We start from the raw sequence: 23,722 nt of genomic DNA, 5'->3' as shown, positions 1-23,722 counted from the left end.
GGCGCCTCAGTCGCCGAGGTCGAATGCTTGGGCGAGCTGTTCCAGAGTGAAGCGATTCCGGAGCTTGCAGGCACTGTTCTGATTGGCGAACATGCCCCTCATCCAAACGGCATCACTCCGCGGACGGGTGATCGTCCAGTCGACGGGGACCACGTACTCGCGATGGTCCTCCCCGCTGGACAGCGCCTGGTGCGTGTAGCCCGCTTCCAGTACTTGCGATGCCAGCTCCACCTGCTCGCCGTCCACGGTCACCACCGCCTGCTCAAACGGCTGCGCCTCCCCGATGACAGTGCCGACCCCGACATAGCCGACTCTCCCGGGGATACAGACAAACACCCGTCCGCCCACCGGCAGCTTGCGGAGCGTCCGGGAGAACCACTCACCGCCGCCCGCCGAGACGAAGCCATAGCGGCGGGCGTCCTCCCAGTTCCGGATGCCGCTCTCTTCGCCGAAGCTGACGTACCAGTCCTGCTCGTTCCAAGTTTCTTTCGACCCACCCTTGCTCACACCGCCTGTTCGCGGCGGCGTCCTCGCCTCGTCGATGAGCCAGGTCCGAGCGAGGTAGGCCCGTTCACCGTCGCCGAAGTACCGGAAGAAGACGACGTTGACCGGTACGGCGAAGTCGGCCAGGTAGGCGATGATCCGCTCGGTCGCCGGATCCACATCACCCGCGACGACGGTCAGCCGGTGTCCACTGTTCAACTCCTCCGGAACGTCACCGCCGAAGGTCGTCGTCCAATCCTGCTCGAAGACCGCGCCTGGCCGGTAGGTCGCGAAGATGTCCAGAAGCTGCTCGTGTGTCAGCGTCCGCACCCATGAGCCGTAGTCCAGGAGCTGCGCGACGACCTCGCGCGGCGTCCGGTCACGCTTGAGTTCCAGTACGTGCAGCGCACCTTCATCGTCGACCGCGAGCAGGTCGATGAACTTTCCGAAGTCGGTGGGCACCTGCCGCCCGATGAGGAGCAGAGCCGTACCGAGGATGCCGGGATCCGCCTCGATCATGGCTTCCAGCTGCGCTTCGAGAGGTACGCCGCTCGCCGTCAGCTTGACCGGTTTGTCGCCGTCTACCCGCCAGAGCCCAACCTCCAGTGGCATGTCCCTACCCCTCGTCCGCTGGTTGGATCGTGGCCACGTCGACGGGCCTGATCACGCCGTCCGACAACGCGGCAGCCTGCCGTAGGGGCAGGGCTGGCCAACCACTCCAGCCCCGCGAACGAACCTGGTCGACCTTCTCGCGAAGCTGTTCGATCTCGGCCACCGCGTTGGCGTACACCTCGGCGCGCTGCGGATGGCGTCTCGCGTACTCCGGCAGCACGAAGTACAGCTGCCCCTCGGAGAGCGAGTCGCCCACGTTCACGTTCCAGACAGGCGTGTCAGTTCCGTCGACGGGATACCACCCGGTCACGCCAGCCGTCCCGCCCGTGCCCCAGGAGAAGCGTCCGCCTCGTGCTCTGACGTGGGTCAGCAGCTGTTCGATCAGGGCACGCTCAGCCGGCCTGTGCTCATCGGCCGCCGCGAGCAGTGTCTGCTCGGTCCACGCCGGACGCTTCGTACGCCGCTGCTTGGTGTCCACCGCGCCTGCCGTTCGGCCGATGACTCGGGGAACGTAAGCGACCTGTCCGGTACTGCCGGTGTACTGCGGCAGCTCGACGCCCAGGACTTCAACGTCGCGCATCTGCTCGTTGAGGAACTCGATAATGCGCACCAGACCGGGGGCGAGTCGATCAGCCAGGAAGATGAGCCTGATACGTCCTGCCCGCAGGTTGTCCTCGACCGTCGACCAGAATGCCTCCGCGTCTGAAACGCCGAGCTTCTCCTGCAAGTACTGGGCAGGGTCGGCGTCGCCTGCGGCCTGAGCAACAGCGTCACGGAGATCGTTCTGCCAGGTGGTGATGCCGTTGGCCGCATAGTCGAGCATCTGAGCGACCACTTCCCGGCGGGCTCGGGTATCGCTCGCACGCTTCACCTCGACCAACACCGGGACGCCAGACTGGTCGAGGAAGAGGTGGTCCAAGGAGAGACCGACGCTGTCCGCCGCCGCAACCGGCATCTCTCGCCGCACGAGCAGCAAGCGAGGTTGATCGTCGGTGGTCGCAACACCCGCTATCAACTCGGGGAACCGCTCCAGTACCTCCTGCAGCACGTCCTCACTGTCGTAGTCGGTATGGCGCAAGGCAGTCACCTGACCATCCGTCGCAAGGAAGATTGCCTGATCGGTCATCGGGTCCCCACTCCTGCCGCCGCCCCGCGGGCGGATCGTCGTCGATGTGCCCAGAGAGCGTGCTCCAGCTCAGTAGGGCCCTTGCCGATCGCCTCAGCTGTTGCCAGCACTATCTCGCGTGCTTCAGCAGGGGATGTCCTGCGCTTCACTGCGTCATCTACCGCTGCGATCACCCACCGATCCGCCTTAACCCCAGGCCGACCGAGCAGCATGCCGAAGTACTCCCAGGTGATCTTGCCGAGACCGCGTACTCCTGTGTAGGCGCGTACCTGCTTCATGTCGCTCAGGTCGAGGTGCGCCGCCGACGTCACGCCAACGTCTGTCAACCGCCCGGCTGCCTCGACGATCGCTCTCGCCTTCGGGACACCACCGGTGACCTGACGACCCACAGCGCGCTCCACCGTCCGCCAGTCCAAGGACGCGAGCACAGCCAGATCGTCCAGCTGAAGGGTCGGAGCCCGCAGCTGCCGATAGCCGGCAACTGCGCGATGGACGCCCGTCGCTGCAGTACTGACTGCAGCGGGCCGACCGTAGCGGGCGCGGATCGACATCACCGCGTCCACCAATGCGATCTCGATCTGGTCCGGCCAGCCCCCCGGCCACTCGGTCCAGTCGTCGCGTAGGCGGGCATCCACGTAGACCGCCAGCTGTGCCACGTCATCGCTCCGCACAGCGCTCACGCGGCCAGCTCTCCCACCACGCCGACGCCGCAAGGCCCTGCTCCGCTCGTGGGGCCAGCTGATGGACGTCGTCCGCCCGCCGCTGATGTGTTGTCCGGCGCACGCAGGCCGGTACTCGCACCCACCCTGCGGCCCGATATCTGCACCCGGACTCCGGGCGTCAGTGCCGCCCAAACTCTTGATTTCATTCCATCTCCCGTCCATCACTCACTGTCCCAAGCTCAAACCAACCACCAAACTGGGAATCTACGGTCACCGATCGAGGGTGGCGGTGCTGGTGGGTCAGCAGAGGTGAGCGGGCGTCCAAGAAAGAGATACCCAGCCTGGCGACGCGATCAGTGACGATGCACCGTTCGGTCGTCGGCCACCGAATAGACGTCGATGCCCAACAGTCCACGTATTGACGCCGGCACCCGCGAGGCAAGCGACAGCACATGCTGCGGGACGACGACTGCAAACCGCAGCCCGGGCATCGGCTCTGCCGGCATCCGGCGGAGCAACTGGCCGTACATCGTGTCGACGTCGAGGCCAGGCGAGGTCGTCATCCCTTTGGCCTCGGCGTAGAGCGACTGGCTGTCGCGTCTGGCCACCACGTCGATGAAGTCGACCTCCGTGCTGACATCCCAACCGTCAGCTCGCGATGCAGCACAGAACGCTGCGACAACCTCAGCTTCACGCATGAGTCCGAGCCTGCTCTCGCCAACGCTTTCGCGCCTCCTGCACGAAGCCGTACATCGGGTGCGCCTGGTTGTCGGCCTGATTGAGTGGCGGCTCGAGCTCGGCGATCACTTCGGCCTCGACCGTCCATGGCTCCGGGTGCTCGACCCAAGTCAGCTGCAGCTTCTCCCCCATCCACTCCGACAGCCGTAGCTCGTCGGCCTTGACCAGCACCGGCCGCGTCGTCCAGCGGCTCTGCCAGCCCTGTTGCTCGCTCAGTAGCGCGGCAAGTGACCGGCGCAGCGTCGACGAGCCCGTCGTTCCGCGGATGTGGTCGCCCACAACGCGGCTGCGCAGGGTCGACTTCGACGCCGTCCCGTTCGGGGCGATGCCCACGTAGAGCAGCTGCAGCTCGGCCGTCGGGTGCCGCGGGCCGGAGATGCCGGGCAGCGCGCCAAACCGACCCCACCACGCGTACAGCCCCGGCTCCGCCGGCACAGCTGTCCGAGCCTCGGACAGCGGCACGGGCGAAGAGCGCAGGCCGGCCCACACGGAGTCCATGCCGATAGTGAAGCGCCCGGAACACCGAGGACCCAATCCGCACGGCCGCCCACCGGCAGTGTGCGGAGAAGTTGACCGCCGTCCCCGACGTCCGTAACGAGACCGGCGTCAGCGGGAGGTTGCCTCGAATCACCGACTTCGAGAGGACCTTGCGTGCCCGACCTCTTCTCCCCCTTCACGCTCAAGGGCGTGACGCTGCGCAACCGCATCGCCATGTCGCCGATGACCATGTACGGCTCGGTCGACGGCAAGATGGACGACTACCACGTCATGTACCTCGGGGCCCGCGCCGCGGGCGGCTTCGGGCTGGTCTTCCCCGAGCAGATCGCCATCACCCCCGACGGGCGCACCACCACTACCTGCGCCGGCATCTGGAAGGACGACCAGATCGAGGGCCACAAGCGGGTCACCTCGATCATCAAGCGCTTCGGCGGGGTCGCGGGCATCCAGCTCGGGCACACCGGGCGCAAGGGCAGCGAGGTCCCGCCGCACAAGGAGACCAACGCCCAGGGCGGCTGGAAGGCCCTCCCGCCGGACCACCCGGACGGCTGGCAGACCGTCGGCCCCTCGGCCATCCCCGCCGGTGGCGACCACTCCTTCCCGGTGCACGAGCTCACCGTGGACGAGATCAAGTCGCTGCACCGCAGCTACGCCGACGCCGCCCGCCGCGCCGCCGACGCCGGCTACGAGTGGCTGGAGATGCACTTCGCGCACGGCTACCTCGCCGCCAGCTTCTTCTCCCCGCTCGCCAACCAGCGCACCGACGAGTACGGCGGCAGCAACCGCAACCGGGCCCGTTTCCTGCTCGAGGCCCTGGACGCCGTCCGGGAGGTCTGGCCCGAGCACCTGCCGCTGACCATGCGGCTGGGCTCCGACGACTTCCACCCCGGCGGCGTGCAGTTCGAGGACTCCATCGAGGCCATCGGCTGGATGAAGGAGCACGGCCTGGACCTCGCCGACCTGTCCATGGGCGGCAACACGGACGACATGGTCAACCCGTCGTTCTTCAACGAGCCCGCCGGCTTCGTCCCCCGGGCCACCCGCGTGCGCCGCGAGGTCGGCATCCCGGTCGCCACCAGCTGGAACCTCGGCGTCCCGCAGACCGCCGACACCGTCATCCGCCAGGAGCTCATCGACATCGCGATGATCGGCCGTCCGGCGCTGTCCAACCCGCACTGGCCGGTCTGGGCCGCCCGCGAGCTCGGCCACGAGGCACCGTTCGACCTGGTACCGGCGGACTGGCGCTGGTGGCTGCAGAACTTCCGCGGCCACGCCCCGAGCATCGGGCTGCCGCCCACCGCTGCCGAGGTCCGGGCCGCCGCCGCGGCCGACGTCCCGGTCGCCGAGTTCGGCGACGTGCCCGTCTCAGCCTGACCGGACGACGGACTGCCGCCCCGGATACGCCCCGGGGCGGCAGTCCGTCGGGCCAGGGTGAGCGCCGTGAACGCCTCGGCCTGGTCGGCGATCGCCTTCTCCGTCGGGACGATCGGCACCGCCGTCGTCGCACGCTGACCGCGGCGGCTGGGCCGGCACGTCATTCGACCCGGCCGACCAAGGCCATGCCGAGCGACCCGACCACCCTCTCCCCCGACTGTTCGAACAGCTCTGCCTCCAGCCCCAGGCTGGTGCCCGGCGCCAGCTCCTCCACCACCTCCACCAGCAGCGAGAACCGGCGTTCGTCCCGCGGCCCCAGGCCCAGCTCCAGGTACACCGACCGCCCGCCGCGGCCCACCTGCGCGCCGTCGGCGTCGAGCAGCCGCAGCAGCAACGCGCCATCACCGGGCACCGTGCCGGTCTCCGCGGCGACCTGCCGGGCGCGGAGCCCGTCCGTGCGCCGGACGACGAGTGTGAACGAGCCGTCCTCCGCCAGCGGATTGGCCACCATCATCGGCAGCAGCGCCGGTGCCCCGGGCGCGACCGGGGTGGCGGTCAGGTTCCGCTGCGCCCAGTGCCGGTCACCCACCGGGTCACACACCGTGCCCGCCCGGTCCTGTGGATGCGAGACGGCCACCAGCAGGCACACGTGCGCCGGGGCGCTGGCTGGGATGGTGCCGCGCATCGTGGGGGTCCGGGTCATCGCGGGCGTCGTCCGGCTCGGCGGAACCGGCACGACCGTCGCAGCCAGGAACGTCGGCTTCGCGAAGCCCACCGTGGGGTCGGCCCAGTAGACGACGACGGTGGCCATCGCCGTGCTGTTACCGCCCCCAGCGTTGCGCACGTCGACCGACACCTCCAGCGGTTGCCCCGGCGTGTACGGCCCGGCGTGGACCGCGTCGCACAGCCAGCTGGTCACCGCGGTCGTGTCCAGCGGCCGCTGCGCGCCGTCGTCCCACCGCCCGCCGGGCGTCAGCGGCGCCGTCCAGTACGGCAGACACAGGTAGGGCCGGGTGTCCGACGGATCGCCCTCACGTTCCTGGTTTCCACCCATGACCGGTCTCCTACTGCTCGTCGTAACCGAGGACGGTGACGTCCACGGGGTCGTCGTGCACCGAGGGCGCCGTCCAGCAGGCGTGGCCCCACCCTCGGTCGGCGTCCAGGTCGAGGTTCTGGCTGTCCTGCTCCCCACGGACCACCTGGATCCACAGCCCGAACGAGACCGTCGCTGCGTGCAGCCGGCTGGTCGGGTCGAGGAACACCGCCGGCCCGGCGCCGTGCGGGTAGGGCGAGGACATCTCGTCGCGGTGCTCGATCGGTGTGGTGGGCCGGCGATGGAAGGCGGCGACCGGGTCGGGCTCCTCGCGGTGCACGAACGAGCCGAGCTCCTGCAGGCTGAGGAACTGCTCATGCAGCGGCAGACCGGCCAGCTGCGTCGGGTACACCAGCCCGGTCAGCACGAGGAACGCGCGGGCCCGCGACATCGCCTCCCACGCCTGCGCATGGGCGTCGTACAGCACGCTGACGAACTCGGCGGCCTCCGGCTGCGCGCCCACCACGGTCAGCTGCTGCTGCGACACACCGGGGTTGGCCGGGTCCTGCGGTGACGGTGGGTCCTCCTCCCACAGCTTGCTGAGCAGCATGTTCTTCCAGAAGGTGCAGCGGTTGCCGTTGGCCCACTGGCCGATGCACTGCACGAACGCCTGCAGCAGGTCGATCAGGATGATCAGCAGGACGGCGATGCCGCAGCCCTTGCTGGCCTTCGCGCTGTCGGAGTCCCCCGCGGTCTTCGACCCCGGCTGGCCGGGACCCATCTCGACGGCGACGCCGCCGCCGTCCTGACCGACGACGTCGACATCCTGCGGCCGTAGCGACGGGGGCGGGTTGCCCGGGTCGCTGTACAGCCGCGCCAGCCACACCTGCGCGGGTGGGGCGGGGGCGGCCGGGAGGTCGAAACGGTCGAGCAGCTGCAGGTGCTCGACCAACCTCCGGTGCCCCAGTCGCAGATCCGGGACCGGCTGTGTGCGGGTCAGGTCGAATGCCTCGCCGAGCGCGTCCTGCAGCGCCTGCTCGATCGCGGCCGGCAGCTCGGCGCCGAGGGAGGCTGCCATCGCGGTGGGCGTCCGGGCCGCCGGGTGCTGGGCGGCCAGGGCGGCGCCGACGGTGTTGCGCGCCAGCCGGTCGCGGTGCCGGTGCAGCCGGCGTGGCCCACCCACGGCGTGCGCCAGGTACGCCGACCCGGTCGCGCTGGCGCCGTATGCCCCGGCCACTCCGACGGCGAACCCCAGCGTCCCGGTGTCCTCGGCCCGGCGCATGAGCGAGCGCACCACGGCGTCGGTGCGCCGGGCCAGCTGCAAGTCACCCCACCCCCAGACGTCGGTGTCCCGGCCGGACTGCCGGGGGTGCGGCGGGAGGTGCGGGAACTCCAGCGCGGCCGCGCGCAGCTCGTCGACCTCGTGGTCGATCCCGATCGCCTCGTTGGCCAGCTCTTGGGCCCGGACGGTGGCGGTGTTGAGCCGGTCGGCGGCGCCCGGGTCGCCCGGGTCCGCCATCGCCGTCTCCAGGTCGGCGCGGATGGTGCCGAGCCGGTCGCAGGCCGCACGGCCCCGCGACCACAGGTCGGCCGCCCGGCGCAGCAGGTCGAGCTCGGCTCCGTCCGAGGCGGCGTGGGCGACGAGGTGGTGCACGAACGCGCCGAGCAGGGCACCGCCCGGCTCGTCGGCCACAGCCTGCACCGCCCGTTCGCGCGCGCCCTCGACGTCCGGGTCGGGGAACGTCGCGGCGCTCAGCGTCGCGGTGAACTCGTCCAGCGCGACGGAGTGGGCGTGGTAGTCGAGCATGGCGGACCTCGGTTCGTCGACCAGCGGCCCCCGTGCTGGCGGCAATCTCCTCCCCGGCCGAGGGAGGGCACAAGCCCCGTGGACGCCGCCGTCGCGGCGCACCGGCCGACACGCCGCAGCGGTCCGGCCGCCGCCTCGCCGATGTGCGCGCGACGTCGGTTCCGCGACCGCGGATCCACGTCGAGCGCACCCGCAACTCGGGTCAGGTCACCGACGTCCTCACCGCCCAGTGCAAGCGTGTCCGGGCGTCGCGCACCACGTCGCACAGCGGGCCACCTGTTCGCGCAGCCAGCCGTACTCCGCACCCTTGGTGTCGAACGTGCCCACCAGCACCACGGTCGCCATCGACCGCCTCCTCTCGGGACCGGCAGCGTTCCGGGGAGGCCAGCCTCTCCGCGCGGCGGCCGGCGCGCGAGCCAGGTCAGGGACGAGCGGCCCGGGCGGCGTCCCGCCACTGCTTGCGTGCCGCCTGGACGACCGGGTGCAGGGGATCGGCCGGGTCCTCGGCCAGGTTCAACGGTGGCTCCAACTCGGCGACCACCGCGGCCTCGACCGTCCACGGCTCGGGGTGCTCGGCCCAGGTCAGGTCGAGCTTCTCCGCCATCCACTCCGACAGCGCCAGCTCGTCCCGGTTGACCAGCACCGGCTTCGTCGTCCAGCGGCTCTGCCAGCCGTGCCGCTCGCTCAGCAGGGCAGCGAGCGTCCGGCGCAGCGCCGAGGTCGCCGTCGTCCCGCGGAGGTGCTCCCCCAGCACCCGGCTGCGCAGCGTCGCCTTCGCCTCGACGCCGTTGGGCGCCGTGCCGACGTACAACAGCTGCAGCGGCGCGGTCGGGTGCCGGGGCCCGGAGAGGCCGGGCAGTGCACCGAAGCGTGCCCACACGGCGTAGAGACCGGGCTCGTCGGGCACGGTCGTGCGGGCCTCGTCCAGCGACATGGGCAGCGAGCGCAGGGCGTCGAGCACGGGGTCCATGCTCACAGTGAAGCGTTCGCGACGTCCCGGACCGAATCCACACCGGCGGTAGCGTCCGGGGATGACCTGGCCGGTGGAGCGTGGCGTGCTCGAGCTTGGCGACCTGGCGGTGGAGCGGGGCGGCACCATCCGGGACGCCCGACTGGCCTGGCAGACCCACGGGACGCTCAACGCCGCCCGGGACAACGTGGTCGTCTACCCGTGCAGCTTCGGTGCGACCTCCGACGACCTCGCCTGGCTGATCGGCCCCGACGGCGTGCTGGACCCGACGCGGTGGTTCGTCGTCGTCCCGGACATGTTCTCCAACGGCCACTCCAGCAGCGCCTCGCAGACCGACGACTACCCGGCCGTCGTGACGGCGGCCGACAACGTGCGGGCCCAGAACCGGCTGGTCACCGAGCACCTCGGCGCCTCGTCGGTCGCGGCCGTCTACGGCTTCTCGATGGGCGCGATCCAGGCCTACCACTGGGCCGCGCTCTACCCCGACGAGGTGCAGCGGGCGATCGTCGTTTGCGGCAGCGCCCGCACCGCCGACCACAACAAGGTCTTCCTCTCCGGCCTGCTGCGCATCCTGGAGGCCGGGCCCGAGCACGTGGGCGGTGGCCGCTTCTCCGCCGAGCCGGAGGCCGCGCTGCGGGCCTTCGCCCACGTCTACGCCGGCTGGGGGCTCAGCCAGGACTTCTACCGGCAGGGCCTCTACCGCACCGCCCTGGGCGCACCGGACCTGGCGACGTACCTGCGCACCGACTGGGAGGGCGGCTTCTCGCTGGCCGCGGCCGACCTGTACGCCGAACTCCAGACCTGGACGCACGCCGACATCAGCGCGTCGGCCTATGACGGCGACCTGCCCCGCGCGCTCAACGCCGTGCGTGCGCGGGTGCTGCTCCTGCCGGGCGAGACCGACCTCTACTTCCGGGTCGCCGACAACGCCGCCGAGCTGCCGCACCTCGCCGCGGCGGAGCTCCGGCCCATCCCGAGCGTGTGGGGACACCGCGCCGGCAACCCGAGCGCCAACCCCGTCGACCTGGCCTTCTTGCGGTCAGCCGTGCGGGAGTGGCTCGACAGCTGACCTCAGCCTGTCGGCCGTTCGCGTGGCGGTCCCCCGCCAGCCTCGTCGCAGCCGGTGCACGCCGATGGACCAGTGCCTGCAGACCGCTCAAGCCGAGCGGTTCTGTCATCCCTTCGAACTAGTGTTCGAATCATGACGACCGCGACCCAGACCGCCGCCGCTCTGAGCGCCGATGAGCTCCGCTCCTCGTACGTGGAGACCCTGGTACGAGCCCTGGGCGTAGGGCTCGACAAGACCACACCCGGGCACCTGCTCGGCACCGCGTCGGTGATCCTGGACGCCGTCGGCCATCCCGATGTCGCCTCCGGGACGGTTGCCCAGATCGTCCGCGGTCTCGCGGCCTGGGATCGTCCCGAGACCTCAGGCGGCGCGCTGGCGATCGCCACCCTGGCCGACGACGCCGACCTGCGGCGCTGGGCGCGCCGTGACCTCGCGGTGCGCGGGTTCACCGTGCCGCGCTGGCTCACCGGCCTGCACCTGGCCACGCCGGACGCCCGGGCCGTCGAACTGGAGGGACCCTTCCGCGACCTCGACGACGTCATCATCGGCGTGACCACCCCGAGCGGTCACGCGCTCACCGCCGCCGTCCGCCTGGACAACGAGCTCGCCCCTCGGGCGGTCGACAGTGCACTGTTCGAGAGGCCGGTCGAGGAGGTGCTCTCCCACCTGAGCGCGGCCCAGGACCCCGATGTCCGCATCCGTGACGTCGATCCGGCCGATGCCCGCGCACGCCTCGATGCTGCCCTCGCCGAGGTACGCCTCGACGCCGTGCTGCCCGCTGACTCGACGTGGCCGGCACATCGCCGCATCGTGCGGTGGATGCTGTCCCGCTTCCCCAGCGGAGGTGACGCCAGGGCCCCCGGGCGGCCGGACGACGTCGACATCGAGGAGGTCGCCGCTCATTTCCTGGCGTCACCGTGGGGCCGACCGTGGACGCGGCCGTCGCTCCGCGCGCTGGTCTGCGAGGTCCTCGAGAGCGGACTGGGCAACGGTCTCGGCGACCCTCTGCTGTGGGCTCCGCACCACGTCCGCCGACTCCTGGACCCTGGGCTGGGCGGCGTCGACCTCGAGAGCTGGGACATCGACCGCATGCCCGAGCTGCTGCGCGACCTGATCCGGTACGGCCACGGTGAGCGCGCCCTGCGTCCAGGGCTCACCGACGCGTCACTGCGGGCGGTCGACCGGTGGGCACCCGCGTTCCTCACGGCGGTTCGCGAGTGGGGAGACGAAGTCAGCGCTTAGCCGTGCGGTCGAGGGCCGCAGGTGCACGCGCAGGGAGTCGTCGCCCCTTGCTCCATCGAGCCCAGAAGCGACCTGGGTCAGCGGCGGCGCCGGCGGGTGCCGAACAGGCCGCGGGTGATCTCCCGGCCCAGGGACGACGCCGCCGAGCGCGCGAACGACTTGAACGCCGCCGACCCGAGCACCTTCTCGACGACGTTGTCCTGCTCGGGCTCGGGCTCGGGCTCCGCACGGCGCACCGGCTCCTCGGGACGCTCTTCGGCGACCGGAGGCGGCGGGGGCGCGAGCCGCGCCGCCAGCCGCTCGTAAGCCGACTCCCGGTCCACCGGCTGGCCGTACTTTGCCTGCAGCGGCGAGCCCGCCACCGCCTGCTGCAGCACCGCCGGCTCCACCGGGCCCATCAGCGACCGGGGCGAGCGCAGCATCGTCCAGGCGACCGGGGTCGGCGTCCCGCGGTCCGACAGCACGGTCACGGCCGCCTCGCCGATGCCGAGCGACGTCAGCATCTCGGCGATGTCGTAGTCCTTGGACTTCGGGAACGTCGACACGGTCTTGCGCAGTGCGGTGGCGTCCTCAGGGGTGAAGGTGCGCAGCGCGTGCTGCACCCGGTTGCCGAGCTGGCCCAAGATCGCGCTGGGCACGTCGGTCGGGTTCTGGGTGACGAAGAAGATGCCGACGCCCTTCGAGCGGATCAGCCGCACGGTCTGGGTCACCGACTCCAGGAACGCCTTGCTGGCCCCTGCGAACAGCAGGTGCGCCTCGTCGAAGAAGAACACCAGCTTCGGCTTGTCGACGTCGCCGACCTCGGGCAGCTCCTCGAACAGCTCGGCCAGCAGCCACATCAGGAACGTCGAGAACAGCGCCGGTCGGTCCTGCACGGCGGCCAGCTCGACGGCGCTGATCACGCCGCGACCGTCCGCACCCACCCGCATCAGGTCGGTCGGCTCCCACTCGGGCTCGCCGAAGAAGACGTCGCCGCCGAGCTCCTGCAGGCCGATCAGCTCGCGCAGCAGCACGCCGGCGGTGCTCGCCGACAGACCGCCCAGCTGCTTGAGCTCGGGCTTGCCCTCGTCGCTCACCAGCCAGCTGATCACCGAGCGCAGGTCCTTGAGGTCCAGCAGCGGCAGGCCCGCCCCGTCGGCGTAGTGGAACACCAGCCCGAGCGAGCTCTCCTGCGTCGCGTTCAGGTCCAGCACCTTGGCCAGCAGCGTCGGGCCGAACTGCGTCATCGTCGCCCGCACCGGCACGCCGGGGCCGATCCCGCCGAGGGACAGGAACTCGGTCGGGAACGACGTCGCCGTCCAGTCGTCGGCGGTGTTCGCCGCGCGCTGGGTGACCCGGTCTCCCCCGGCGCCGGGCGCCGACAGGCCGCTCAGGTCGCCCTTCACGTCGGCGACCACGACCGGGACGCCGGCCGCCGACAGCTGCTCGGCCAGCAGCTGCAGCGTCTTGGTCTTGCCCGTACCGGTGGCGCCGGCGATCAGGCCGTGCCGGTTGAGCATCGCCAGCGGCACGCGCACCTGGGCCTCGGGGTGCGGCTGACCGTCGTGGGCCACCGAGCCGAGCACGAGCGACGGACCGGCCGTCGCGTAGCCGGCGGCGATCCGGGTCGCGGCGTCATCAGGGAAGGGCTGCGTCACCGACCGGACACTAGTGCCGTGTGGCGGCTCTGGCAGGCGGGCCGCGACCTGCGCCGACAGGTCACACCTGGGTCACGTCATGGGCTCGTTACCGAGCGGACACAGCGTGCGCACACCCAGCCCGTTGAGTCCACGGCGACGGCGCACCGCGCGTCGTCCGCCGCCTCCGAGGAGTCCCGTTGAGCCCCTCCACCGTCCGCCGCGCGATCGCCGGCACCGCCGTCGCCGCCGCCGTCCTCTCCCTCGCCGCCTGCGGCGGTTCCGAAGCGGAGGCGGACGCGTCCGGCAGCGGCGAGACCCAGACGGTCACCGTCGGCACGCTCCGCGGCCAGCCGCACTTCTACGCACCGTTCCTCTACGAGGACCACGCGGTCGACGGGGTCGAGTTCGAGGTGGTCACGCTGGACAGCACCCCGGCGCTGACCGACGCGGTCTCCTCCGGCACCGTCGACTTCGCCATCACCGGCGTCACCGCCACCATCTCCGGCATCTCCCAGGACCGGGACCTCAAGATCGTCGCCTCGGCCGCGGACGGCGGTTCCGGCTTCATCGGCGGCGACGACATCCAGACCGTTGCCGACCTCGCCGGCAAGAAGGTCGGCTACATCCAGGGCAGCGCGCCCGAGGTGGCGATGCGGCTGATCCTGGCCGAGAACGACGTCGATCCGGCCAGCCTCGAGCTGATCGCCGTCCCGCCGCCGGAGATGGCCTCGGCCTTCAACAGCGGCTCGGTCGACGCCTTCTTCGGCACCGAGATCGCCGTCTCCCTCGCCACCGCGGCCGGCGGCCACTCGATCACCGACCCCTATGCCACCCCGATCGGCAAGGTGAACATCGGCCTGGTCACCACCGGCACCAAGGTGGCCGAGGACCCCGAGCTGGTGCAGAAGGTCGTCGACACGCACGCCGCCACCACCGCGTACATGACCGACAACATCGACGAGTGGCTGCCGGAGATGGTCAAGGAGTTCGGCGGTGACCAGGCGGTGCTCACCTCGGCGCTGGAGAACTTCTGGCTGCGCGCCGACCTGAGCACGGAGTACCAGGGCCAGGTCGAGGCACTGGCCGGCGCGATGGTCGAGCTCGGGCTGATCGAGACCGCCCCGCCCGCGGCCGACCTGGTCGACGCCTCGTTCGCCCCCAAGGCCTGACCCACCGGGGCGCCGGCGCAGCACGCGCCGGCGCCCCACCCCAGCCGGGAGGTAGCACCATGACCACCACCGCCGTCCCCGTGTCGGCCGCCGTCCCGACGGCCCCGGCCGAACGACGACCACGGCGCAAGGGCCGGCTGCGCCCCGTGCTGCTCGGGCTGCCGGTCCCGCTGCTGTTCCTGCTCCTCTGGCACCTGGGCCGGGAGGGGAGGTGGGAGCTGCCCTTCGGGATCCGGATGGGCTTCCTCCCCTACCCCGCCGACGTCGCCGGCGGCCTGGCCAACTACGTCGTCGGCACCCGGGACAACGCCTTCAGCAACCTGCTCTGGGAGGACCTGCCGGCCAGCGCGATGCGCGTCTTCGCCGGCTTCGCCCTGGCCACGCTGATCGCCGTCCCGCTCGGCGTGCTGATGGGCCGCTTCACCACCGCCAACGCTCTCTTCGACCCGATGATCAACCTGTTCCGGCCCATCCCGGCGACCGCCTGGGTGCCGCTGGTCGCGCTGCTGATCGGCTACGGCGACCAGGCCTCGATCTTCCTGATCACGCTGTCGGCCTTCTTCCCGATCGTGCTCGGCACGATCAGCGGCGCCCGCCAGGTGCCCGAGCGGCTGCTGGAGGCCGCCCGGATGCTCGGCACCTCCGGCGCCGGCACGCTGCTGCGCGTGGTGCTGCCCGCCTCGGCACCGGCGATCGTCAACGGCATGCGGGTGGGCCTCGGTCTGTCCTGGGTGATCCTCGTGCTGAGCGAGACCACCGGGGTGCCGACCGGCCTCGGTTCGACCATCTTCCTGGCCCGTGACGTCGTCCAGACCGACCAGATCGTCGTCGGGATGATCTGCATCGCCGTCGCCGGGTTCCTCTCCGACCGGCTGCTGAAGCTCGTCGTCCGCCTCCTGTTCCGCGACCGTCCGCTGATCAAGTAGGAGCTGACCATGGACCACCTCATCGCCGGCCGCACGGCCGACGTCCGGATCAGCGGCCTCGGCAAGACCTACGACGGCGGCGTCGCCGCGATGGCCGACGTCGACCTGACCATCGCCTCCGGTGAGTTCGTCGCCGTGGTCGGCGCCAGCGGCTGCGGCAAGAGCACGCTGCTGCGCATCCTGGCCGGCTTCGAGCGGCCCACCGCCGGCAGCGTCGAGGTCGGCGGCACACCGGTCACCGGGCCCGGCCCCGACCGCGGCGTCGTCTTCCAGGACTACGGGCTGTTCCCGTGGCTGTCGGTGCGGGAGAACGTCGCCTACGGGCCGTCGCGGAAGAAGCTGCCCAAGGGAGAGATCACCGCGGTCACGGACAAGTTCATCGCCGCGGTCGGGCTCACCCGGTTCGCCGCGAAGTACCCCTCCCAGCTGTCGGGCGGTATGCAGCAGCGGGTGGCGATCGCCCGGGTGCTCGCCAACGACCCGTCGCTGCTGCTCATGGACGAGCCGTTCGGGGCACTCGACGCGCTCACCCGTACCGACCTGCAGACCGAGCTCAGGCGGATCCACGTCGAGACCCGGACGACGGTCGTGTTCGTGACCCACTCGATCGAGGAGGCCGTCTACCTCGCCGACCGGGTCGTGGTGATGACCGGCGGCGCCTCGCACGGGGTGCCCGGGCACGTCCAGGCCGTCGTGCCGGTCGAGCTCGCCGACCGGGACGTCACCTCACCGGCGTTCAACGAGGTGAAGCGGCAGATCGCCGCCTTGGTGCACACGGTGCCCACCCCTGCGTGACCTCGGTGGGTGAGCGCGTGAGGCGGCGGACCGTCACTCGATCTCGGCAGCCACCGACAACTTCTTCTCACTTCCGGCCTGAAGTGAGAATAAGGTGGGTTGATGTCCTCGGATGGAGAGCCTTGGCCCGCGGTGTCGCAGCGAGAGGTGTCCTGGCGACCCACCCTGCCCGCTGACCTGGTTCCCCGCTCGGTCCGGGAACGCCACTCGGGCCCCTACCTGGCCGCTGTCGTCTCCCCGATCGCGGCGCGCACGCCCTCGCTCGACGCCGCGACCGCGACGCTGGCGGACGAGGCGTCCCGGGAGATCGCCCGCTTCGACGCACAGCTCGGTGGTGAGATCGCCCCCTTCGCCACCGTGCTGCTGCGCAGCGAGTCGGCGTCCTCGTCGCAGATCGAGCAGCTCACCGCCGGCGCGAAGGCCATCGCCGTCGCGGAACTGGGCGACGGCGCCAACAAGAACGCGGCGTCCGTCCTCGGCAACGTCCGCGCGATGCGGGCGGCCCTCGACCTGGCCGACGACCTGAACCCGAGCACCATCCTGGCGATGCACGCCGCCCTGCTCGACGAGGTCGAGCCCACCATCGCCGGGCGGTGGCGTACCGACCAGGTGTGGATCGGCGGCGACACGTACGGCCCGCACGGCGCGGCGTTCATCCCCCCGGTCGCCGACGAGGTCCCCGCGCTCATCGACGACCTGGTGGCCTTCGCCCGCCGGGAAGACGTTCCGGTCCTGACGCTCGCCGCGGTCAGCCATGCGCAGTTCGAGACCATCCACCCCTTCCCCGACGGCAACGGGCGGACCGGTCGAGCACTCATCCACGCTCTCCTGCGCCGCCAGGAGCTGACCCGCGCCGTCACCGTCCCGGTCTCCGCCGGCCTGCTGAGCGGGATCGACGACTACTTCGCCGCACTCACCGCCTACCGGGACGGAGATCCGGCTCCGATCGTCTCGGCGCTGGCCAACGGCGCACTGGCGGCCGTGGTCAACGCCCGAGAACTCGTCGCCGAGCTGCACGAGGTGCGCGCCCGGTGGGACGACGTCGTGAGCGCCCGCCGGGACGCCGCGGCCTGGCGGGTGGCGGACCTGCTCCTGCGCCAGCCAGTGCTCGACGCCGCCACCATCGCACGTGAGGTCGGCGTCACCCCGGGCAACGCCCTGCGCGCGCTCGAGCCCCTCCTCGCCGCGGGCGTGGTCACCGAGTTCACCGGCCGGGCTCGCCATCGGCTGTGGCAGGCGGCCGAGGTGCTCACCGCGGTGGACGCCTTCGCCACCCGTGCGGGCCGACGGCAGGCACCTCGTCCGTGATCAGGCCGCTCACCGGCTCATGACCCTCAGCCGGCTCACGGCTCACCGATGTCCTCGTTCCACAACCCGGGCTCGCGGGCGATGAATTCCTCCATCAGCGCGATGCACTTGGCGTCGTCCAGGACGACGACGTCGACGCCCCGCGAGCGCAGCAGCTCCTCACCGCCCATGAAGGTGCGGTTCTCCCCGATCACCACGCGCGGGATCTCGTACAGCAGGATCGCCCCGGTGCACATGTCGCACGGCGACAGCGTGGTCACCATCGTGGCCCGGGCGTAGACCGAGGCGGGCAGCCGGCCGGCGGCCTCCAGGCAGTCGGTCTCGCCGTGCAGGATGGCGCTGGCCTCCTGCACGCGCCGGTTGTGCCCGACGGCGAGCACCTCCCCGTCGACGACGAGCGCGGCGCCGATCGGCACCCCGCCCTCGTCGCGTGCCTTGCGGGCCTCGGCGACGGCATGGGCGAGCAGCTCGGCAGGAACGGGCATGGACATGGCAGACCTCCAGGAAACGGTGGGCTCAAGCCCGGCGATCGGGGGTGAGGTACGAGCCCGGGTAGCGCACACCGCGACCGCGGACGGCCAGCGCGGCGATGACGACCAGGTAGGGCAGCGCGATCAACAGCTCGTTGGGGACGGAGCCGGCGAGCGGCCTCAGCCGTGCCGGGTGAGCGGACGGACGACGACGCGCGGCGACGCCGGGCGCAGCGCGGTGCGGCCGTGCTCGTGGACGACGACGAGGGTGCCGCCGCGGGCGGTGTCGCACAGCGCCTCGAACACCACCGGGTCCAGCAGCGCGGTCTCGGTGCGGCCGCGGACGCCGGTGTCGGCGACCGCCCGGGCCACCTGCTCCGTCAGCGCGGCCTCGGCCAGTGCGCGCTCGACGTCGTCGGCCCGGCGGTCGACCACGGCGCAGGCGAGCACCGAGCCCTCCTGCCGCGCGGCGTCCCGCAGGGCGCGCACGAGCTCCGCCGTGGTCGCCGCCGTCCCGTCCAGGGCGACGACGATCCGGGACCGCGCACGACGGGACGGCCGGCTGCCGACCACCTCCGCTGACGTCATGCAGGGATGGTGAGGCTTGCGGAGCGTCCCGGACAGGTCCCGGTACCGACCAGTTCCGCTGAGAGCGCGATCACGGACAGTCTGTGACCGGTCGCTCACACAACGGTCGTGGGCTCGACCCCGACTAGCGTCCCGGTCACCCCGACCGAGGAGAGACATGCCCAGCACTCCGGACGACGTTGCCCGGCTCCTCGGCGGACTGCCCACCGCCGACCCCCGCTGGGCCGCGGTGTGGGCGGCGCTCCCCCGGCTGTCCGGCCACGTCCGGGCGCTGCAGACGACGATCGAGGACGGCGACCGGCAGCCCGGCCCGGCCGTCCTCGACCTGCTCGCCACCTACGAGGCGCTCGACCGCGTCGGCCGTCCGCTGCGCGCCGTCGTCCAGGTCCTCGACGCTCCCCCGCGGGCGCCGTACGGGCCGCTCGAGGGCCTGCACGTCGCGGTCAAGGACATGATCGACGTCGCCGGAGCCGTCCGCGGCGACGGCAACCCGCACGCGATGGGCGGCCCGCCCGCCGCCTCCGACGCCCCGGTCGTCGCCCGGCTGCGCGCCGCGGCGGCCGACGTCGTCGCCACCACCTCGCTGCTCGAGTACGCCGCCGGCGCCCCGCACCCCGATCTGCCCGAGGCGCTCAACCCGGTCCGCCCCGACCGGACGGCGGGCGGCTCCAGCGGCGGGTCGGCAGCGCTCGTCGGCGCCGGGGTCGTCCCGGCCGCGCTGGGCACCGACACCGGCGGGTCGATCCGGCTGCCCGCGCACTACTGCGGCGTCGTCGGCCTCAAGCCCTCGTTCGGGCTCGTGCCCGTGGACGGCGTGACGCCGCTGTCGCCGTCGCTGGACCACGTCGGCGTCCTGGCCCGGGACGTCGCCACGACCGCGCGGGTGCTCGCGGTGATCGCCGACCGCGCGATGCCCGCCGAGCCCGCCACCCCGCGGATCGGCCTGCTGGCCGGCCAACTGGCCCATCCTGCGCTCGACCCGGAGCTGGCCCGCCGCACCCGCAAGGTCATCGACCGGCTCCGGGACGCCGGCGCCACCGTGGTCGAGGTGGACGACGCAGTGCTGCTCGAGCTGGGCGACCTGCTCGTGCCGATCCTGTTGCCCGAGGCGTGGGCGGTGCACGGCGACCGGGTCACCCGCGAGCCCGGCTGGTACGGCCCGGCCACGCTGCGGCTGTTCCAGGCCGCGGGCCGCGCCGACCCGGCCGCCCGCGAGGAGGCGGTGCGCCGGCGCGACGAGCTGCTGTCCGCCGCCGCGGCGCTGCTGGACGACGTCGACGTCCTGCTCGGGCCCACCGCGCCCTACGTCGCGCCCGCGCTGACCCCGCCGATCGACACCCCCGAGGGCGAGGTCGAGGGGCTGTTCACCGGCCCCTTCAACGTCACCGGCCAGCCGGCGCTCTCGCTGCCGGCCGGCCGCACCGACGACGGGCTGCCGTTCGGCGTCCAGCTCGTCGGCCGCACCGGTGAGGACGCCGCCCTGCTCGCCGCCGCCGCCTGGATCGAGCGCGCGCTCAGCTGACCGGGGGCTCCAGGAAGCCCAAGACCGCCTGCGCCAGCTCGCCGTCAGGGTCGGCGAGCGTGTCGAGGATGTCGAAGTGGTTGCGCTCCAGGGTGCGGAACTCCACCGGCAGCCCGGCCTCGGCGCAGGCGGCGGCCCAGTCGCGGGTCTGTCGCTCGAACTCCGGCGTCTCCTGCGTGCCGACCACCGCGAGCGTCGGCGGGGCGACCTCGGGCAGGTTCAGCTGGGGCGACAGCACCAGGGTGTCCTCGACGGTCAGGTTGAGCCAGGGCTGTACGAAGGAGTAGACGAGCGGGCGCAGGTCCATCACCGCGCTCACCGGCAACGCGCCGGCGAAGGGCAGCGCGGGCAGGCCGTACTCCCCCACCCAGTCGGTGGCCAGCAGCGCACCGACCGCGTGCCCGCCCGCCGAGTGCCCGGCGATGACGATCCGGTCCCGGTCGACGCCGAGGGACTTCGCGTTGCGGTACAGGTACGCGAACGCGGCCCGGTGCTGGCGGGTGATCTCCGCGACCGTGACCGCCGGCGCCAGCGTGTAGTTCTCCACCACCGTCGTCACCCCGTGCGGGGCCATGCCATCGGCGACGTAGCTCCACACCTTGGAGTCGGTGGCCTTCCAGAACCCGCCGTGCACGAAGAACAGCGCCGGCTGCAGCCCCTCGCCGTCCGCCCGGCCGGGGAAGACGTCGAAGGTCTCGGTCAGCGTCGCGCCGTAGCGCACGTCGAGCGTGCCGCGCAGCGCCTCCCGGGTGGCGGCGCTGCGGGCGACGTAGTCCTCGGCGTAGACGCCGAAGTCGGGGACGGTGGCCTCGATGTCGTACTGGGCGGTCAGCTCGTCGACGGTGGCGAACTCGCGGTACAGGCTCATGGCCGCACTCTCGCAGCCCCACCTGGTGCACGACAGCCGACTGCCCCCGGTGCGGGAACGCACCGGGGGCAGTCGGGGGTCTCAGCTCAGACGGCGAGGCCGCTGCACGCCGAGGAGCAGTTCACCTTCCACACCGCCGGGGCCAGGGAGGCGAACAGCGGCGAGCGGACCAGCCGCTGCCCACCCGGCCCGACCACCGGTCCCGGCGCGGTCGCCGACGGACCCGGCTGGGTCGTCGGAGCCGGCGTCGCGGTGGGCGCCGGGGTCGCGGTGGGCGCCGGGGTCGCGGGAGGCGCCGGGGTCGACGACAGGTACGTCAGGCCCGCGGTGAGCACCGAGGAGGTGCCGTCGGGGGCGAACACGTACACGTCGTAGGTGCCGGCGACCAGCTTCGGCGTCGTGAAGACCACCTGGCTGGACGACGCGCTGGTCACCGTTGCCGGCGCCGTGAGGCCGACCCGCACGCGGGCCCCGGCCGGGACGGCGCCACCGGTGATCGTCACCCGGGTGCCACCGGCCGCGTCGACGCGGGTCGGGCTGATCGAGGTCAGCCGGGCCGCGCCGACCTGCGGATAGGTCTTCACCCCACCGGTGTCCGGTGCCGTCCCACCGGACGGCGGCGCGGTGGTCGGCGTGCTGGTCGACGGCCCCGGAGTCGGCGCCGCGGTGGCCGGGGGCTGGGGCACACCGCTCGAGGACGTCGGCCGGGCGCTGGTCGGACCGGCCGGCGCCGAGGGGGCCGCCGACGTCGTCGGGACGCCCGGTGCCCGCGTGAGGGCCGGGACGCCCGACGGAGGCGCGGCCGAGGTCGGGCCGGCACCCGTGGTCGGGGCCGCCCCCACCGGCGGCACGGCCGGCGTCGGGTAGCCGGGCGACGTCGGTGCGACCGAGCCGGGGCCCGACGCGGTCGGCCGGGGGCTGGTGGTCGGCGTCGCCGGGGTGGTGGTCCGCGGCGCCGTCGTGGGCGCCGGGACGCCCGGGGCCGGGGAGACGGTCGGGGCCGCGGACGGCGCGGTGGACGGGCCGGTGGACGGGCCGGTGCCCGCCGGCGGCGGGGTCGCGGCGGCCGCCCCCACCAGCAGCGGTGCGGCGTACGGGCGGCCGACCGGGACGCCGTCGCGGCGCAGCTGCGCCAGCAGCACGTACCGGCCGTCGGTCAGCTCCGCAGTCGGGCTGAGCACCAGCGAGCCGAGGCTCGGGCGCCCGCCGAGGGCGAAGGTGGCCTGGCCGTCCTCGCCGGTGCGCAGCGTCGTCCCGTTCAGGGTGAGCGCCTGGTCGGCGACCGCCATGACCTCGCCGGCGTTCTCCATGCCCAGGCCCAGGGTGACCGCGTAGTCGCCGGCCGAGGCGGTGCCGCTGACCGCCAGCTGCGGGGAGACGACGCCGGCCTCGGCGGTCATCCGGGTGAACGTGTAGCGCACCTCGGCCGCGGCGTTGCCCAGCGCGGTCAGCGACAGCCGACCGCCGGTGACCGAACGGCCGGCGAAGGCCGACACCGGCTGGGTGTCGGCGAACAACTTCGCCTTGAGCTCGGCGGCCGTGACGTCGGGGTACTGCGCCCGGTAGAGCGCAAACGCCGCCGCCACCTGCGGAGAGGCGATGCTCGTGCCGCTGACCAGGAAGTAGCCGCCGTCGTTGAGCGGGGCGAAGACCAGGTCGCCGGGGGCGAACAGGTCGACGGTGCGCGCCCCGTAGGCGGAGAAGCCCGCCATCGTGTCGCTGGGCGTGCTGGCACCCACCGTGACCATGTTCTCCAGGTCCAGGCTGGCCGGGTACATCGGGACGGCGTCCCGGTTGTTCGCGTCGTTGCCGGCCGCGACCACCACGACGACGCCCTTGCTGTTGGCGTAGCGGATGGCGTCGGTGAGGATCTGCACCCCGCCGTTGCCGCCCCAGCTGGCGTTGACGACGTCGGCGCCGTGGTCGGCGGCGTACCGGATCGCCTGGGCGCCGGCGTACACGTCGACGCTCTGCCCGGAGCCGACGACCAGCGGCATGATCGTGACGTCGGGGGCGACGCCGGCGGTGCCGGTGCCATTGCCGGCCCGGGCGCCCACGGCCCCGGCGACCGAGGTGCCGTGACTGTTGTCGCCGCCGCCGTTGGTGACGTCGGCGGTGTTGGCGTAGAAGTTCCAGCCGTGGCAGTCGCCGGCCAGGCCGTCGCGGTCGGTGTCGACCGAGCCGCACGCCTCGTTCGGGTTGGTCCACAGCGAGCCGGCCAGGTCGGGGTGGTTGACCATCATCCCGCTGTCGACCACCGCGACGACCGTGCCGCGACCGGTGCCGGCCTGCCAGCCCGTGGGGGCGCCGACGTCGGCACCGGCGACCGCCGGCTTGGTCTGCGAGTTCGTGCCGGTGTTGAGCAGGTTGTAGCCGTACCGCGACCAGTACGGGTCGCTGATGGTCGTGGCGGCGACGGTGCCCGGCTCGGACACGACCACCTGCGCACCCGGGACGACGGCGGTCAGGTCACCGGGCGTCAGCCCCTCGGTGGCCACCAGCGCCGAGCCGTCGAACAGCCGCTGCGCCGACACCACCCGCGGGGTGGCCTGCAGCGCGGCCAGCTGCTCGTCGGACAGTTGCCCGCCGGTCCCAGTGCTCACCACCAGCCGGGTCAGGCCGTCGCCGGCCGGGCCGAAGTCCGCGGCGGTGACCGCCGTCGGCAGGTCCTGCAGTGCCAGTGCGTCGACGGCGGCCGCGACGCCGAAGCCGGTGACCGCCGCCGCGAGGACCGCGACCGCCTTCACCCGCCCCGAGGCCGTCGTGCCCGCCGTCGTCCGCCCGCGCTGGTGCGGTGATGTGCCCATCAGCTGAAGTCCCGTCTCGCTCAGGTCCCACTCAGG

At 72.4% G+C, this 23,722-nt stretch carries 22 protein-coding genes; 8 read left to right on the top strand and 14 right to left on the bottom strand.

Features of this window, described 5'->3' with window-relative positions; genetic code table 11:
• Nucleotides 1–6: 6 nt before the first annotated feature.
• From GCU67_RS00755 to GCU67_RS00735, 5 genes are all read right to left on the bottom strand, one after another.
• The gene (locus tag GCU67_RS00755) at nucleotides 7–1,095 is read right to left on the bottom strand and encodes an endonuclease NucS domain-containing protein (RefSeq protein WP_163609053.1); all 1,089 of its coding nucleotides are present in this window, start codon (nucleotides 1,093–1,095) and stop codon (nucleotides 7–9) included.
• Between the two features lie 4 nt (nucleotides 1,096–1,099).
• Nucleotides 1,100–2,221 carry a PDDEXK family nuclease gene (locus tag GCU67_RS00750; protein ID WP_163609052.1) on the bottom strand — a complete coding sequence of 374 codons (1,122 nt, stop codon included), beginning with the start codon at nucleotides 2,219–2,221 and terminating at the stop codon, nucleotides 1,100–1,102.
• Nucleotides 2,218–2,877 (bottom strand): hypothetical protein, encoded by a 660-nt coding sequence (locus tag GCU67_RS00745; protein ID WP_163609050.1) that lies wholly within the window; start codon nucleotides 2,875–2,877, stop codon nucleotides 2,218–2,220. Before GCU67_RS00745 ends, GCU67_RS00750 begins: the two co-directional genes overlap by 4 nt.
• 359 nt (nucleotides 2,878–3,236) lie before the next feature.
• Nucleotides 3,237–3,581 (bottom strand): hypothetical protein, encoded by a 345-nt coding sequence (locus GCU67_RS00740; RefSeq protein WP_163609048.1) that lies wholly within the window; start codon nucleotides 3,579–3,581, stop codon nucleotides 3,237–3,239.
• Nucleotides 3,574–4,119, bottom strand: coding sequence for a GIY-YIG nuclease family protein (locus GCU67_RS00735; protein ID WP_163609047.1), 546 nt, complete (start codon nucleotides 4,117–4,119; stop codon nucleotides 3,574–3,576). The genes GCU67_RS00740 and GCU67_RS00735 overlap by 8 nt, the downstream gene beginning before the upstream one ends.
• 153 nt (nucleotides 4,120–4,272) lie before the next feature.
• Here GCU67_RS00735 and GCU67_RS00730 point away from each other — a divergent pair, with 153 nt between their 5' ends.
• The gene (locus GCU67_RS00730) at nucleotides 4,273–5,493 is read left to right on the top strand and encodes an oxidoreductase (protein ID WP_163609045.1); all 1,221 of its coding nucleotides are present in this window, start codon (nucleotides 4,273–4,275) and stop codon (nucleotides 5,491–5,493) included.
• Between the two features lie 160 nt (nucleotides 5,494–5,653).
• Here the strand turns inward: GCU67_RS00730 and GCU67_RS00725 are convergent, their stop codons facing one another.
• From GCU67_RS00725 to GCU67_RS00715, 4 genes are all read right to left on the bottom strand, one after another.
• Nucleotides 5,654–6,547, bottom strand: a complete 894-nt coding sequence (locus tag GCU67_RS00725) for a hypothetical protein (protein WP_163609043.1) — start codon at nucleotides 6,545–6,547, stop codon at nucleotides 5,654–5,656.
• 10 nt (nucleotides 6,548–6,557) lie between these two features.
• A complete protein-coding gene (locus tag GCU67_RS00720) occupies nucleotides 6,558–8,333 on the bottom strand; it encodes a hypothetical protein (protein WP_163609041.1) in 1,776 nt (591 codons plus the stop codon).
• Nucleotides 8,334–8,552: 219 nt separating this feature from the next.
• Nucleotides 8,553–8,678 carry a Tm-1-like ATP-binding domain-containing protein gene (locus GCU67_RS21230; RefSeq protein WP_211660520.1) on the bottom strand — a complete coding sequence of 42 codons (126 nt, stop codon included), beginning with the start codon at nucleotides 8,676–8,678 and terminating at the stop codon, nucleotides 8,553–8,555.
• A 76-nt stretch (nucleotides 8,679–8,754) separates the two neighbouring features.
• The gene (locus tag GCU67_RS00715; RefSeq protein WP_163609040.1) at nucleotides 8,755–9,303 is read right to left on the bottom strand and encodes a GIY-YIG nuclease family protein; all 549 of its coding nucleotides are present in this window, start codon (nucleotides 9,301–9,303) and stop codon (nucleotides 8,755–8,757) included.
• Between the two features lie 61 nt (nucleotides 9,304–9,364).
• Here GCU67_RS00715 and GCU67_RS00710 point away from each other — a divergent pair, with 61 nt between their 5' ends.
• Complete coding sequence (locus tag GCU67_RS00710; protein ID WP_163609038.1) at nucleotides 9,365–10,372, top strand: alpha/beta fold hydrolase; 1,008 nt, start codon at nucleotides 9,365–9,367, stop codon at nucleotides 10,370–10,372.
• 132 nt (nucleotides 10,373–10,504) lie between these two features.
• Nucleotides 10,505–11,614: a hypothetical protein gene (locus GCU67_RS00705; protein WP_163609036.1), complete on the top strand. Its 1,110-nt coding sequence runs from the start codon at nucleotides 10,505–10,507 to the stop codon at nucleotides 11,612–11,614.
• Between the two features lie 77 nt (nucleotides 11,615–11,691).
• Here GCU67_RS00705 and GCU67_RS00700 read toward each other — a convergent pair whose 3' ends face one another.
• Complete coding sequence (locus tag GCU67_RS00700; RefSeq protein ID WP_163609034.1) at nucleotides 11,692–13,251, bottom strand: helicase HerA-like domain-containing protein; 1,560 nt, start codon at nucleotides 13,249–13,251, stop codon at nucleotides 11,692–11,694.
• Between the two features lie 179 nt (nucleotides 13,252–13,430).
• Here GCU67_RS00700 and GCU67_RS00695 point away from each other — a divergent pair, with 179 nt between their 5' ends.
• The 4 genes from GCU67_RS00695 (at nucleotide 13,431) to GCU67_RS21530 (ending at nucleotide 17,431) form a co-directional block, all read left to right on the top strand.
• Nucleotides 13,431–14,402: an ABC transporter substrate-binding protein gene (locus tag GCU67_RS00695; RefSeq protein WP_163609033.1), complete on the top strand. Its 972-nt coding sequence runs from the start codon at nucleotides 13,431–13,433 to the stop codon at nucleotides 14,400–14,402.
• 59 nt (nucleotides 14,403–14,461) lie between these two features.
• A complete protein-coding gene (locus GCU67_RS00690) occupies nucleotides 14,462–15,328 on the top strand; it encodes an ABC transporter permease (RefSeq protein ID WP_163609031.1) in 867 nt (288 codons plus the stop codon).
• 9 nt (nucleotides 15,329–15,337) lie between these two features.
• Nucleotides 15,338–16,123, top strand: a complete 786-nt coding sequence (locus GCU67_RS00685; RefSeq protein ID WP_163609029.1) for an ABC transporter ATP-binding protein — start codon at nucleotides 15,338–15,340, stop codon at nucleotides 16,121–16,123.
• A gap of 132 nt (nucleotides 16,124–16,255) precedes the next feature.
• Nucleotides 16,256–17,431, top strand: a complete 1,176-nt coding sequence (locus GCU67_RS21530; RefSeq protein WP_211660519.1) for a Fic family protein — start codon at nucleotides 16,256–16,258, stop codon at nucleotides 17,429–17,431.
• A gap of 35 nt (nucleotides 17,432–17,466) precedes the next feature.
• Here the strand turns inward: GCU67_RS21530 and GCU67_RS00675 are convergent, their stop codons facing one another.
• Together GCU67_RS00675 and GCU67_RS00665 are read right to left on the bottom strand one after the other, a co-directional pair.
• Nucleotides 17,467–17,916 (bottom strand): nucleoside deaminase, encoded by a 450-nt coding sequence (locus tag GCU67_RS00675; RefSeq protein ID WP_163609025.1) that lies wholly within the window; start codon nucleotides 17,914–17,916, stop codon nucleotides 17,467–17,469.
• Between the two features lie 165 nt (nucleotides 17,917–18,081).
• The gene (locus GCU67_RS00665) at nucleotides 18,082–18,489 is read right to left on the bottom strand and encodes a hypothetical protein (RefSeq protein WP_163609024.1); all 408 of its coding nucleotides are present in this window, start codon (nucleotides 18,487–18,489) and stop codon (nucleotides 18,082–18,084) included.
• 157 nt (nucleotides 18,490–18,646) lie between these two features.
• On the opposite strand from GCU67_RS00665, the gene GCU67_RS00660 reads away from it, so the two are divergent.
• The gene (locus GCU67_RS00660) at nucleotides 18,647–20,011 is read left to right on the top strand and encodes an amidase (RefSeq protein WP_163609022.1); all 1,365 of its coding nucleotides are present in this window, start codon (nucleotides 18,647–18,649) and stop codon (nucleotides 20,009–20,011) included.
• Here the strand turns inward: GCU67_RS00660 and GCU67_RS00655 are convergent.
• On the bottom strand, nucleotides 20,004–20,879 hold the full coding sequence (locus GCU67_RS00655; RefSeq protein WP_163609020.1) for an alpha/beta hydrolase: 876 nt from the start codon (nucleotides 20,877–20,879) through the stop codon (nucleotides 20,004–20,006). The genes GCU67_RS00660 and GCU67_RS00655 overlap by 8 nt on opposite strands.
• An 86-nt stretch (nucleotides 20,880–20,965) precedes the next feature.
• Nucleotides 20,966–23,686 carry a S8 family serine peptidase gene (locus tag GCU67_RS00650; RefSeq protein ID WP_163609019.1) on the bottom strand — a complete coding sequence of 907 codons (2,721 nt, stop codon included), beginning with the start codon at nucleotides 23,684–23,686 and terminating at the stop codon, nucleotides 20,966–20,968.
• Nucleotides 23,687–23,722 lie beyond the last annotated feature (36 nt).

The organism is Modestobacter muralis (assembly GCF_010682105.1).
Classification (GTDB): Bacteria; Actinomycetota; Actinomycetes; order Mycobacteriales; family Geodermatophilaceae; genus Modestobacter; species Modestobacter muralis.
This window is presented reverse-complemented; position numbering and strand designations above follow the sequence as displayed.